We start from the raw sequence: 13,855 nt of genomic DNA on the forward strand, positions 1-13,855 counted from the left end.
ATGATGGAGCCCTATATACTCCAGGACTTCGGCGGCCGCTTCCTGACCGGTGAGCCCGCTCACGCAGAGGGCAAGATCTGGCCGGGCATCAGTGGATATGTCGAATGGTTCGTACCCGCGGCGTCACGGCCAGTGTCCGTCCTCTTCGTCCACGGAGGGGGTGGGCAAGGGTCCGAATTTCTGCGGACGCCCGATGGTCGGCCGGGCTGGGCGCACAGCTTTCTGCGCGCGGGCTTTCCGGTTTATATCCTCGATCGGCCAGGGCACGGGCGTTGCGCATGGAACGAACGGGTGCACGGCCCGGCCTTGCCGCTTCCGGATTATGGGTTCCTTTATCCCCGCTTTGTCGAACCGGAACGGCATGATCTCTGGCCCGAGGCGGCGAAGCATGATCGCTGGCCGGACGATCCTCGGGCTGGCGACCGGTTCATGGCGAGCCAAGGGCCGATGGCGACTACTCTTGCGGCGAGCCAGCATCATGTCGAGGCGATCGCCGATGCGCTTTTCGAATTGATCGGGCCGACCATCATCGTCAGCCATTCGGCTGGTGGTCCTTGCGGTTGGGCTCTTGCCGCCAAGGGCGACGACAAGGTCGAGGCAATCGTCGCGATCGAGCCGCTCGGATATCCCGGAATGGTTCATCCTCTGGGGACGTTCGAGAACGGTCTTTGTGCGGCGCCTTATGCCGGAACGGCCGACCCGTTCGACCGACCCGTGGCGATCGTCACTGGCGAGGCAACCTGGATGCGCGAGGCTAACGCGCGCGCGGCGGCTTTCGTCCGTGATCGGGGGAATGTCTTTGAACATATTCGGCTTGAAGAGCATGGCATTGGGGGCAATGGACACATGTTGATGAGTGAGATAAACAGCGCAGCGATCGCGGATTTGCTTGTCGCGTGGATCGAGCGGTCCCTCGGCGGACAGGCTTCCTTTCCTAGCAGTGACGCCATCCTTGGCTAGAAAAGGGTTCGAACTTGACTGCGGAAAGAATAGAGATGGATTCCAATGCCACTGTTGTCGTCGCTGAAGACAAGGCGGTGAAGGGTGAGAAAAAGAAATCGGCAAGGAAGCCCGGGCGCCCCAAAAATAATGGCAAATTGAAGGAAAAGATCCTGAATGCCGCGGAAATCGCTTTTGCCGAAGGTGGTTATACCGGGATAAGCGTACGCGATATAGCGGAGCGTGCTGGCGTGAACCAGGGGCTGATCCGCTATTATTTCGACACGAAAGAGCAACTTTTCGACGAAGTCTACAAGCGGCGGGGCGGACTGCTGTCCGGACATCGTCACGTGTTGCTGGACCGGCTGCTCGAATCCGGCCAACCGCTGCAGGTGAAGGATATCATTCGGGCCTATCTCCAGCCGCAGTGGGACCTGAAGCATAGCGGCGAGGCCGGCGCCGCCTTCGCGCAATTGCAGTCCCGCCTGCATTCCGAGCCTGAAGAACATGCCCTGCGCCTCCGCAAGGAAGTCTATGATGCGTCGGTCAAACGCTATGTCGATGCCTTGGCGCAGGCACTTCCAGAACTGCCCCGACGGACGATCGGATTGCGAATGTCCTTCCTGGTCGGCACATATATGTTCATGCTGAATGACCTGGGGCGGATCGAGGATCTGACGGAAGGCAAGATCCATCATCTTTCGAAAGAAGAGATGCTCGATAATATGGTGGCGTTCCTCGCGGCCGGGATGCAGGCTGATCGACCCTGACCTTCCGCGGTGAGGCAGCTTCCCTTCTTGACGGCAGCCTGATCGTTCTTGCGCTTGATCCCCTGCCGGACCAAAGAATGGTATCGTATCGAGATTGCTACCATTCCGCCAGGCTGGCCGTGCTTGTACCGCTGCTCGCTTAGCGTGATAGTCGGCCGGCGCCGCATTGCCTTTTTTTAATTGGCGAGGTCGGCGCCGAACTGGACATCCACAAGGCGCCGTGGGCCGCGCCAGACAATAATGGTCGCAGGGGCTCGGTCGGACGATCTTGCAAGATACCCGCCGAGGCGGAATAGCTTGGTGAGAGAGCTGGAGGGTAACCGGCCTTGTCCGACGACTGTCGCTATCGCCGATGAGGTAAGCGAGGATCGCAATCTCGATCGCGCGAACGCGATTGCCGCGCTGGCCTCGTGGCCATTGGTGCCCTCATGTTCCTGAGCCTTATCCGATGCGTCTATTTGAAATTCGGCTTTGCTGAGTTCGCCGAGGCGCTCGCAGCGTCCATCGTCGGCGTTGGCTTCAGAATAAGCGGGATCAGAATAGCTGACAGCAATAAAAGTCGGGCCACCATTGGGGTCAAGGAGCGCCCTGACGACCTAGAGTTTGCGAGACCTCGGTCGCCAATTGGGATGCAAATTCCTCGAATGCTGCCTCGACACGCAGGATGTCGCCGGTAGCAATCAGGTCCATCTGGAGCCCGCGAATCTGCGCCAGGATGCGAGTCGCCAGATTTTCGGCCTTTGCGCGTTGATAGCCCGTTTCCACCAAATGATCAGCGATGAGGGTTATCCAGTCTGACACCATCTTCGTGAGGAAGGATCGGTGCTGGTCGGGCTGGCTGACGGCAAGTCCATATACCTCAAAAGCCAATCGGAAATAGCGTTGCCCGACCGGCGTGGTCCATCGCCGCCATTGGTCACGGATCACCCACACGAGATCGTTCTTCGCAAAGTGGAAAGGGATCGACCAATGTTCGACGATTGCCTGGAATACTTCTGCAAGAAGTTGCTCGCGCGTTCCGAAATGGTGGCGCAGCGTCACGTGAGAGACGCCGACTGATTCGGCAAGCGCTCGAACGGACTGGCCATTGAGGCCGTTGTCGACCAAATGATTGAGCAAGGCCTCGAGCAACTCCGGGCGGCGGTGCTCGTAACGCACTGCGCGGCCGTCCTTCTGTGTCCCGCTTCTAGCTCCGCCGCCTACTTCCTGCATTGCCTCTTGACTCCAATTCCACGCTTGAATAATAACCCGTCCGTGAGATAGCTATACCAAATGGTAGAGCAATTTGGGAGACCCCTGTGAGCGAGCCGTTCGATCCCGCCGCGCCATTCTACGCATGGTCCGAAGATTTGTCTGGCACAGCGCGGGGCACGCTGCTGCGCAGCGAGCCCTTGTCCGAGCGCGAACTGATCCGCGGTGCCGCGCGTGGCTGGCGCGTCCTCTATGTCAGCCTTGGCAGTACAGGCGCCAAGGTCGCTGTCAGCGGTCTCGTGCTGCTGCCTAAAGCTGAGGCTCCCGAGGGCGGCTGGGCGGTTGTCTCTTACGCCGTCGGGACGACCGGCATCACCGCCATCGCGGCGCCCTCGCTCGATCCCCATGCCACCGTTTTGGGCTATCCGGCCTGGACCACAATCCCGTCGTTCCTCCAGGCCGAGTACGCCGTCGTGCTGTCGGACCAAGAGGGGCGTGGCACCGCAGGGCCGCATCCGTACCTGCACGGGCCGATGCTGGCGGCCAATCAAATAGATGCCGTGCGAGCGGGGCGCGAACTCACGTCCGAGCTGTCCCCGATATGGGTCGCCATGGGTGCGTCCGAGGGCGGGCAGTCCACCTTGTTCGCTGCGGCTGTCGCGACTGCGACGGCGCCCGAACTGGATTATCGCGGTGCCGTGGCTGAATGCGCGCCGGTCGAATGGTCCACGCTTGTGGGCGACATGACCGATACGGCCCGCATCCTGCTGCCGCTCGTCCTTCATGCTTACACTTATCATGACCCCTCGATTAAAGTCGAGGAGCATCTGAACGACGACGGCCTGGCGCTGTGGAAGGCGTGGTGCACGAGCCGGCTGGCCGAGCCGGGTGAGGTCCTGGACACCTTCATGCCTATGCTCGGCAAGCCGCTGTTTCGTTTCGCTCCCGGCGAAACCAGCCATGCCGAAGCGGCCGCACGTGTCTTTGCCGATATCGATTTGTCCGCGCTGGAGGCTTCGCGAGGCCGCTTCGATCGCCCGGTGCTGCTGACCGAGGGGGCGGTGGACGAATATTGCGTTCCGGGAACGGTCCGCCGTTATGCGGAGGATCTGCGGGCGGCGGGCAGCGACGTCGAGTATCATTGCTACGACGCGAACCACATGGATCTGCCTTACCGTTCCCTCGCCGACACGCTCCCGTTCGTCCGGCGGATCACCGGTCGCATGCCCTTGGAGTCGTTGCTTGAAGGCAATTGGGGGCGAGGCGTCAACGCGGGCGATGATGAGCGGCCGCACAACGGCGCGAGCTTGGCCGTCCGTTAGAAGGAGCCGGTAGGCAATGCGGGGTTTGACGCAACGAGGCAATCGGACCGCCGACAAGTTCCCCGATCGCGCCGCTCGGTGGCGCGCGCGCCGGGAAGTGGTGAACCGTTCTTCCGGGGGAGTGCTCGGCCGAGTGGCTCGCGTGGAACTTCATAAGCGGGCCGACCAGCTTTCTGGCGCACTGACGTTGTCCGCCATCGGGACCGGGATTGCGTTGCCCCCTGGCCTCCAATGTCGCACGGCGTATGGGCATGCGATTGGACGCGACAAGCCGGTAATATCTGAGAAGTTCTTCTCGTTATTTCTAGTAGCGAGAAAAATTAAGATTTCCCTGAATGAATCCTTGGACTTCTAAGACTAAATAAATGACCGCTAGTATAAGTTCTAATGATAGGAAAATAGGCATGACTTGCGGCTTTACTGCAGGGCGATGCCATGTAAGGGGGATTTATGAAGTATTATCATATTTGCCGTATCTCATTACTGGTTTCAGCAGCCGCTACCGCTGTATCAACCGCCCAAGCGCAGGAAAGCAACCCGGCCGCGAGTGGCACGGAACAGGCCGAGATTGTCGAGGGGCCGCCTGAAATCGTCGTAACCGCCCAGCGGCGCGAACAGAGGTTGCAGGATGTGCCCGCTGCCGTTTCCGCGCTCGGCAACCTGGCGCTCAAGGACGCATCGATCCTGCTGGCGGCCGACATCAGCCGCGTGGTGCCCAACTTGCAGGTCTACTCGCCGTACGGCGCGGGAAGCACGCCGGTCTTTACGATGCGTGGCGTTTCGGCCTCCGATTACACGTTCAATCACAGCCGGCCCATCGCGATCTTTCTCGACGATTCCGTGCGAGGTTTCAGTCCTCTAGAGAGCATGCCGATTTTTGACGCGCAACGCGTCGAAGTATTGCGAGGACCTCAAGGCACACTCTACGGCCGCAACGCGACGGGCGGCGCGATCAGCATCGTGTCCAATGTTCCGACGTTCGAGACCGACGGCCATCTGACCTTGGGCTATGGTCGCTACAATCGGTTGAACCTCGATATGGCGGCGCAGGCACCCTTGATCGAGGACAAACTTGCAGTCCGCCTTGCGGTCAATGGGGTCAAGGCAGACGGCTGGATCAAGAACCGCTTTCCCGGAGGGCCCGACCTTGCAGAAACGCAATATCTAGCAGGCCGCGCAACGATCCTTTTCAAACCGAGCAGCGATTTCGAAGCGATTCTGCGTCTCCATCGCTTCACCTCTACGGGCACCATTCAAGGCTCGCTCCCGCGCGATCTCAACCTCGACATCCTTGGTGAAGATTTGCGCGCGGGACTGGGCTTTTTTGAGGCTAGCGTCAATTATCCCGGGCGAATGGACATAGCCAACAGCGGCGCCAACCTGACCCTGAACCTGGACGCGGGGCCGTATCGTTTCACCTCGATTACAAGCTACGATTCCGCTCATCACGTGCTCAACACCGACAGCGATGGAATGCAAATCGAGTTGGATGAGAACAACGGAGGCGGTCGCAAGATTCGCCAGTTCGTGCAACAACTCCGGGTGGTTACACAATTTGACGGACCGGTGAATTTCATATCCGGCGTCGAATATGCTCGCGACAGCGGACAGTTTTTCGCTACGCTCCGCTTTTTCAATGACCCGCTTTTCTATACCCCGGGCAGCGGCTATGTTCCCACATTCGGGGTTCCCTTCAACGAGCGAAACCAGTTTCGTCAGAAACGCACCAACATCTCGGGTTACATTCGCGGAGAAGTCGAACTCGCCGAGGGCCTGAAGGTTTCCGGGGGCTTGCGTTACAGCAGGGACAAAATCCGCGCGTCGGACTACACGGCCTATCAAGCCTTTCGCCGCGTCGTGAACGGAACGCCCGACTTCTTCGACTTTTCGGACATCCTCACCATCCCGTCGGTTTCCCGACGGCAGACCTTCAGCAACACCAGCTTTGAAGCGGGCGTGAACTGGAAGATCGCGGACAATATTTTGACATATGCTTCGTTCAAGCAAGGTTATCGCACAGGGGCGGTTAATGGTTCGGCCTATGGCTCACCGAGCGAGGTCAACTTGGCCAAGCCTGAGGAAGTGGATTCGTACGAAGCCGGCATCAAGACCGATTGGCTTGACCGCCGACTGCAAATCAATCTCACCGGCTTTTGGGCAAATTATCGCAACCAGCAGGTGGGCTATTTCGAGGCCGGAGCGCAGTTCCTGTATAATATCGAAAGGGCACGCATCAAAGGTTTTGAATTGGAGGCAAGGGCGAACATTACCGACAGCTTCAATGTGTCGGCGTCCGTCGGCCATCAGGATCCCCGCTATGTCCGGGGGTCGATCGGGCGCGTCGCGCCGGTTTCGGTCGCCGGAAAGCAGGCGCTCGGCGCTGCGCGATGGAATGTTAATGTTGGCGCTGACTGGGATATCGTCAACAATGATGACGGGAAGCTGAGGCTGCATCTGGGCGGCGTGTATACGAGCAGAGTATTTTTTACCCCGCAAAACATCCCGGGCGTTCAACAAGACGGTTTCTGGCTCGCCAATGGCCGGATCGTCTTCTCGCCTTCCAAGAGCCCCGTCGAAGTAGCGGTTTGGGGTACGAACATTTTCAACAAGAAATATACGCCATACGCATTTCACACCGATCCAGCGGTCCTCGGATTTGAATATTATATCCGCGGAGAGCCTCGCATGTATGGCGTCGAAGCGACGCTGCGCTTTTAAAGACATGTTCAACGGGAGGAGCAAGACTCCTCCCGTTGATCGCTACGCGATCCGGTATCGGGCGGTCGGGCAACACGCATTCCGGAAGTGTTTCTATCAACTCCTCTCAGAGGGGCGTCCATGTCACCCAAATCAGCGCCGGCGCGGGTCGGGTATTTGGCTCCTTCGGCGAGCATATGCAAACTGCAGCCAAGCTGGGGCTGCAACCGAATTCATCCCCGACAATATGTCCGAATCCTGGTCGAAGCGATTTTGGCGTTCTAGAGGTATAGAAGGAACATATGTCGCCAATGGTACGGACGAGGTCGCCGATAGTGCGGGCTCCGATCTTTGCCAGCTTCATGTCGGTCCGCTTAAGCGGCCCCTGCAAGCGCATGGCGCTGTGCACTACCAGTTCCGCACGATTTGCAACGTCGCCCTGCCGATCCGCGCGCGGCATTTCTTCGGCTCGTACATCGTAAATCTCCAAAGCCAGCAACGGACGGCTCCGGTTCGCACTATTCGTTGTCCGCGCAAGCCGCCGCATGCCCGCTACGTCAAGGTCGCGTTCCGATCGCTGCCGCTACGGCAATGCCCCCCAACTCGCAGCGACCCGTTCAGAAATCCCTCTTCTGATAGCCCCGTGCTTCGGCATCGCGGAGGGCTGGAATTATCCACCGATGCAATAAGTTCACGCTTGAGATGTCACGCGGGAGCGACGGGAGGTTCCACGTTGGCACTAGCATCATATGGAGGCGGGCCAGAAAGGGTTATCTTATAAGGAATTGTGACGCGACCGGCCCATCTCTCGGCGCGCAATCCCATTGAACTCGGTCTGTCGGATGGGGACGCTGGAACATTGACAGCGATTATATTATGCGAATATAGAATTTATGAGTAAATTTGGTTCGGATAGGGCTATTCAGGAAGCGGCCGTTCGGGGATCGCGTAAATAGCCAAAGAGCAGGAGCCGGGAATGAGCGGTATTTTGGTTACCAAGGCGACCGGGACGACGGGACGGCATGTGGTGAACGGTCTCGCGGAACGCGGCGTCACGGTCAGGGCTGCATCAAGAAACCCTTCATTCGAAGCTCAGGGTGACATCGTTGGGGTGCCATTTGATTGGGAAAACCGCTCAAGCTGGGCTTCTGCACTGGACGGAGTGGATGCCATCTATCTTGTAAAGCCGGAGTCCGACGAGGTGACCCATATTGTCGGGGATTTCGTCGGTCTGGCCGAGAAGTCCGGTGCGACGAAGATCGTGCTGCTCTCGGAAATCGCGGCCGAGACGCGCGCCGACGACGCGCATGAACGTCAGGTCGAGCGTGTCATCGAGCAGAGCAATCTCGACTATGCCATATTGCGACCCAACTGGTTCATGCAGGACTTCGTCGACGAGCGCTTCTTCGGAAACCTGATCCGCCAGGATGGAGTTATCGTGATGACATCCGGGGGCGCCGCTACATCGTGGATCGACGCCAGGGATATTGCGGCCGTCGCGGTGGAGCTTCTCCTCGGCGAAGATTGCGGCAAGCAAGCACTCGCATTGACCGGTCCCGAAGCCTTGACCTTGGAGCAGCTCGCGGATCGCATATCGGCCGCCACCGGGACGACCGTCCGGCCCGTCGAAGAGACGACCGAAGCGGCGGAAGCAAGGCTGAGAAACGCAGGCGCGCCGGAGCAGTTCATCGAATATTTCTCCGACATTGGGCGTAGTATCATGAAGGGGGACACTGCCGTTGTTACCGACGTCGTCGCCGGTATCACCGGGCGCGCGCCCCGCAGCCTCGACGCATTTCTGGCCGAACACGCGTCGTCGCTCCGGCGAGGTGGCGGATTGTGACGATGCAGACGTCGGTCGAAGCTCGGCTCGCGCGCGAGAATGAGGCGCTGCTCAAGAGGCAGGTTGACGCCTGGGCGCGCAACGATCTGGATGAACTCCTGACGCTCTACAACGAGGACATGGTATATATCGATATGCCGTTCTCGGATAGCCCGGTGCGGGGCAAGCAGGCGTTTCGAGAGTATCTGCGCGGCTACAATGCCCAATTTGTTTCCGGAACCGTTGAGGTCGAATATGCGAACATCGTCGCAAGCAGCACGGCCGTGGTTGGCGAATTGTGGGTCAAGGCGCGATATGTCGGGGAGGGAGCGCCCGACGGCGGTGCGGAGATATCATGGTCGGTGGTTTTGATCGACACCATCGTCGACGGCAAGGTCAGCACCGAGCACGCCCACTTCGACTCGCTGGCGTTCGCAAAGGCCATCGAACGAGGGAATGACGGCCTTTTAATCGAAACCGGATGACGGTCGGAGGCGCGCGATGCTCCCGTGTCGCCGGACCAAAGGTAGCGGCCGCGGTGACCATGGGCGGGACCGTGCCCGCCCAGCGGACGACCGATAATTATTCTTTTGTATAATTGAGTCGCGGTGCTATCGTTTTCGGATCGTCGATGCGCGCAAGTTGGCGTGAATGCCTCTGGTGCCGTGAATGGCCAGGCGCACCAAGCCCTTCGAGCATCGCATGGGAGACGGGACGCAAGATGCTCGAAATTGAAGTGAACGGAACGAAGCACCGGCTCGATGTCGATCCGGCCGTGCCATTGCTATGGGTCTTACGCGACAGTCTGGGCCTCAAGGGGACCAAGTTCGGATGCGGAGCGGGTCTGTGCGGCGCATGCACTGTTCATGTCGACGGGGCCGCAGTGCGCAGCTGCGCTTATTCGGTCGGACAGGCTGCCGGATCGAAAATAACCTCCATCGAGGGGCTCGGCGAGAGCGGTGATCATCCTGTGCAGGTCGCCTGGCGCGAAGTGGGCGTGCCGCAATGCGGCTACTGCCAGCCGGGAATGATCATGGCCGCTGCCGCCTTTCTCAAGGACAATCCCTCCCCAAGCGATGATGATATTAGGCAGGGCATCACCAATATCTGCCGCTGCGGCACCTACAATCGCATCCGCAAGGCGATCCGCGGCGCGGCCGAGGGCGGGAAGGCAGGCCGGTGAAGGACATCATTCTCACCCGGCGGGGCTTCGTCACGGGCGCGTTGGTGACCGCGGCAGGCGTGAGTTTCACGCTCTCGCTCGCGGGCTGCAAGGACCGCAAGAAGCTTCCCGATGACAGCGAGCCGGGGGTTGAACTCCTCTCCTGGATCGTGATCCATCCCGACAACAGCGTCACCTTGCGCGTGCCTCAGACGGAGATCGGTCAGGGGGTTTTGACGACTATCCCGCAAATGCTGGCCGAAGAACTCGAACTGGATTGGTCTACGCTGAAGAGCGAGTTTTACGATCCGGCGGTTAACGCGGCGCGGGAAAATGTCTACGTGTGGACGGCGGTCTTGAGTAGCCATTCCGCGCAGACCTTGTTCGAACCAACCCAGCGGGCGGGAGCTCAGGTTCGAACAATGTTAATTCGCGCCGCTGCATCGCGCTTGAAGGTGCCCGAAGTAGAACTGGAAGCGGTCAAGGGCTCAATCCGTCACAAACCGTCAGGAAAGGAACTGAGCTATGCGTCGGTGGCGGAAGCCGCCGCGAAAATGCCGGTACCCGATCCGAAGGCAGTGAAGCTGAAGGAAGTGGGCGACCGGCAATTGGTCGGCAAGCCAATCCCGCGCCGTGATGTGGATGCCGCGATCCGGGGTAAGATTGTTTACGGGATTGATTTCGAACTGCCGGGCATGCGTTTCGCGGCCGTTCGCCAGAGTCCCACCTTCGGCGGAAAGCTGCGCAGCGTCGACAAGGGCAGCATCAAAGGCATGCCGGGCAATCCCGAGGTCGTCAAGATCAAGGGTGCGAAGGTTGGCTATAATGCGCCGGTGCCAGAGGGCGAAGATCCGGATATTTGGGCAGCGCCGGTCACAATGGACGATGCGGTCGCGGTCGTCGCCGACAGCTGGTGGCAGGCCAAGACCGCGCTCGATGCGCTGGCGATCGAATGGGACGCGGGTCCCCATGCGAAATTTTCAAGCCAAGAGTATATGAAGACGCTCGCGAAGCAGGCCCGGGGCGATGCCCCGGTGGTTGTCGAGGCTGGTGACGCCCGGAGTGCGCTTGCCAAAGCGGTTAAGACGCTGTCGGCAGAATATAGCTATCCCTATATGGATCCGGCGCCGCTGGAACCGATAAATTGCAGCGCATATGTCGATGGCGGCGAGGTTCATCTTTGGACAAACAGCCAGTTTCCGGACGATGCCTGGCACATTGCCCACAGCCTGTGCGGGGTGTCGCCGGACAAGGCGCATGTCCATATCCTTCCGGCCGGCGGCGGTTTTGGCCGGCGCCTGCAGAATGATTTCGTCCACCAGGCGGTGCAGATCGCGCTGGCCTGCAAGGGCACGCCTGTGAAACTGCTGCTGACGCGCGAGGAGTGCGTGCGTAAAAGCTATTATGCGCCAATCACGGCGGCGCGCTTCGAAGCCGGGCTGGACGGCGCCGGCAATGTGACAGTCTGGACGTGTTCTGTCGCGAGCGGAACGTCGGCCGAGCAGAGCTATGGCGAAACGCGCTTTCCCTTCCAGCCGCCCAATGTCCGCTTTGCGTATAAGCGTAATCCTGACTCGCCGCTCCCTTTCGGCTGGATGCGCGGCGTCGGCTTCACCCAGCATCTCTGGATGAACTTCGGTTTCCTCGACGAACTACGTCTGCTGACCGGCCGTGACGTGCCTGAATTCTATCGGTCGCTGCTCGATCCTTCCTATATTCCAGCCGATTTAGAGGATCGCGAGATCGCAGTCGCACGGGTGAAGAATCACCTTAAGCTGTTCGACTTCGCGATCGAGAAGGGACGCTGGCACGCTCCGAAAGGAAGGGGACGGGGACGCGGCCTCGCGGTAGGGGACACCAGCTACTATCCGAGCTATCCGTCATCGACAAAGGCGGCGATCGTCGACGTCAGCTTCGACGAAAAGGCCGGCCTGCGGGTCGATCATGTCTTTCTCGCTGTCGACGCCGGCACCGTGATCAATCCGGACATCGTCCACGCCCAGTTGGAGGGGGGGATCGCCTATGCCCTGACGACCGCGCTCCATAGCGAGATAACGGTAGAGAATGGGCAGGTGCAGCAAAGCAATTTTCATGATTATCCGATCCTCAAACTTGACCAGATGCCGGCGGTCACGATCGAAATTCTGCCTTCGACGGAACCGCCGGCCAGCATCGGCGAGGACGCCGTTCCGGTGACGATCGCGGCGTTGGTGAACGCGATCGCAGATGCCGGCGGCCCTCGTTTGCGCAGTCTGCCCATTGCCAAGATCCTGGCGAATTGACTGGATGCGACGACAAATGTTGTCGCCTGAAAAGTTGGTACAGGATTCGAGTTCAGGCCCTTCCAATTTCGCACCGCCAGCGCAGAGCGCACGGGAAGGGTGATGTCGTCTGACCACGCGGCCCTTGCTTATGCGGTAGCCACACAGGTTGCCTTGTGCACTATCGTGGGGATCGATGGCAGCTTCTCGCGTCGGTGCGGCGCGCAACTGGCCGTCGGCCGCGACGGCACGCTGGTAGGGGACATGGCCGACAACTGCCTGCAGAATGAATTGGCGGCCCAGGCGACGATTTCCGCGCGCGAGGGGATCATAAAACTGCTGCGCTATGGCAAGGGGTCGCCATTTATCGACTTTCGTCTCCCTTGCGGGTCGGGCCTCGACATCCTGATCGACCCCGCTCCGCAAGCGCACCAACTGTCGAAGTGCGTGGCGGATCTCGGGGCACGCCGGGCGACCGCGCTGCCGTTAGCCGTTCCGGCCGCTGCGGATCGCCGTTTCTTGCGTGTGAGACGCTACATTCCGCGGCTCCGGCTACTTGTGTTGGGAACGGGGGCAGAGTGCAAGGCTCTGCAGCGGCAGGCCGAGGCAACTGACGTCGATGTCGAATTGCGCGCGGCCGGCCAGCAGTTTGCCCTGAATACGGTCCCCACCGGGATTTCGGCCGATCCCTGGACAGCCGTACTGCTCCTGTTTCACGATCATGAATGGGAGCATGCCCTTCTCGCATGGGCTCTTCGCACGCCGGCGTTCTACATCGGGTGCCAGGGCGGCGCGCAGGCGCGCGCGCGGCGGCTAGAGTTGCTGCGCGCGGACGGGTTTGATGATGCCGCCTTGGCCCGCATCAATAGCCCCGTGGGTCTCGTTCCCCGCGCTCGCTCGCCCGAGGTTCTGGCCCTGTCGATTCTTTCGGAAGTGGTTGGTGCATATGAAGCATTGCATCCCCATCCATGAGCGGCCGTCTTTGCATAGCTATCATGGCGGCCGGCGCGGCCCGCCGTTTTGAAGGACCCAAGCTTGACGCGGAATTTTCTTCAAAACGCCTTGGACGCCATGCGGTGGATGCGGCTCTAGGGCTCGATACCAAAAGCTTGGTCATTGTCGTTGGCGATACCTGCCCCAAATTCGCGAGGGAGGCTGAGGCAGAGGGGCACGCCGGGCTTCTGTTCAATCCGGAGGCCGGGCTGGGCCTTGCGGGATCGATCGCGGTCGGCGTAAGGCATGCCGCGGAGACAAAGTGCGAAAAATTGCTGCTTATGCTGGGCGACATGCCGTTCGTCACATCCTCGACGCTGCGCCGTCTCGCCGACGCGGCAACTGTCGGCGGTCTGTCCGCGACGCATTATCCAGGCGGCAAGGCTGGCATCCCCATATGTGTGACCGACAGGCACTTCGATGATATGCTGTCGCTGACGGGCGATCGAGGTGCCTCATCTTATCTGCGCGGAGAGCCGCAATGTCGCAAGATCGACGTACCGGCTCGCGAGTTAGCAGACATCGATACCAGAATGGACCTTGCAACATTATCTATTGCACCATGGCATTGATTCGCGTGAAGCCGGATCGGCGTTTCTCTACCGGGCCATTGCCTGTCGGGGCAAGCACATGCCGGCGCGCTAAATGAAGCCGGAATCCGTACGCTATACAGGTGCTGGCCGGTCGGCGCGATGAAT

11 protein-coding genes are annotated in these 13,855 nt (G+C 59.9%); 10 read left to right on the forward strand and 1 reads right to left on the reverse strand.

Translation table 11 applies throughout. The annotated features are described in order from the left end of the window. Entirely contained in the window at positions 1-960 is a 960-nt protein-coding gene (locus ACTJI5_RS21560; RefSeq protein WP_440861754.1) for an alpha/beta fold hydrolase, read from the forward strand. A 35-nt stretch (positions 961-995) separates the two neighbouring features. Continuing rightward, positions 996-1,709 (forward strand): TetR/AcrR family transcriptional regulator, encoded by a 714-nt coding sequence (locus ACTJI5_RS21565; protein ID WP_440861755.1) that lies wholly within the window; start codon positions 996-998, stop codon positions 1,707-1,709. Between the two features lie 576 nt (positions 1,710-2,285). Here the strand turns inward: ACTJI5_RS21565 and ACTJI5_RS21570 are convergent. Further along, on the reverse strand, positions 2,286-2,867 hold the full coding sequence (locus tag ACTJI5_RS21570) for a TetR/AcrR family transcriptional regulator (RefSeq protein WP_440861756.1): 582 nt from the start codon (positions 2,865-2,867) through the stop codon (positions 2,286-2,288). Between the two features lie 140 nt (positions 2,868-3,007). On the opposite strand from ACTJI5_RS21570, the gene ACTJI5_RS21575 reads away from it, so the two are divergent. From ACTJI5_RS21575 to ACTJI5_RS21610, 8 genes are all read left to right on the forward strand, one after another. Then, entirely contained in the window at positions 3,008-4,222 is a 1,215-nt protein-coding gene (locus ACTJI5_RS21575) for a lipase family protein (RefSeq protein ID WP_440861757.1), read from the forward strand. Positions 4,223-4,672: 450 nt separating this feature from the next. Next, positions 4,673-6,940, forward strand: coding sequence for a TonB-dependent receptor (locus tag ACTJI5_RS21580; RefSeq protein ID WP_440861758.1), 2,268 nt, complete (start codon positions 4,673-4,675; stop codon positions 6,938-6,940). A 955-nt stretch (positions 6,941-7,895) separates the two neighbouring features. Continuing rightward, a complete protein-coding gene (locus ACTJI5_RS21585; RefSeq protein WP_440861759.1) occupies positions 7,896-8,762 on the forward strand; it encodes an NAD(P)H-binding protein in 867 nt (288 codons plus the stop codon). Between the two features lie 2 nt (positions 8,763-8,764). Further along, a complete protein-coding gene (locus tag ACTJI5_RS21590; RefSeq protein ID WP_440861760.1) occupies positions 8,765-9,226 on the forward strand; it encodes a nuclear transport factor 2 family protein in 462 nt (153 codons plus the stop codon). 236 nt (positions 9,227-9,462) lie between these two features. Further along, the gene (locus ACTJI5_RS21595; RefSeq protein ID WP_440861761.1) at positions 9,463-9,924 is read left to right on the forward strand and encodes a (2Fe-2S)-binding protein; all 462 of its coding nucleotides are present in this window, start codon (positions 9,463-9,465) and stop codon (positions 9,922-9,924) included. Further along, positions 9,921-12,185, forward strand: coding sequence for a molybdopterin cofactor-binding domain-containing protein (locus tag ACTJI5_RS21600; RefSeq protein ID WP_440861762.1), 2,265 nt, complete (start codon positions 9,921-9,923; stop codon positions 12,183-12,185). The genes ACTJI5_RS21595 and ACTJI5_RS21600 overlap by 4 nt, the downstream gene beginning before the upstream one ends. 102 nt (positions 12,186-12,287) lie before the next feature. Beyond that, positions 12,288-13,136 (forward strand): XdhC family protein, encoded by an 849-nt coding sequence (locus ACTJI5_RS21605; RefSeq protein WP_058537105.1) that lies wholly within the window; start codon positions 12,288-12,290, stop codon positions 13,134-13,136. After that, the gene (locus ACTJI5_RS21610) at positions 13,133-13,729 is read left to right on the forward strand and encodes a nucleotidyltransferase family protein (RefSeq protein ID WP_058537104.1); all 597 of its coding nucleotides are present in this window, start codon (positions 13,133-13,135) and stop codon (positions 13,727-13,729) included. The genes ACTJI5_RS21605 and ACTJI5_RS21610 overlap by 4 nt, the downstream gene beginning before the upstream one ends. The last annotated feature ends 126 nt before the right edge of the window (positions 13,730-13,855 follow it).

This window comes from Sphingopyxis sp. 22461 (assembly GCF_052044915.1).
Classification (GTDB): Bacteria; Pseudomonadota; Alphaproteobacteria; order Sphingomonadales; family Sphingomonadaceae; genus Sphingopyxis.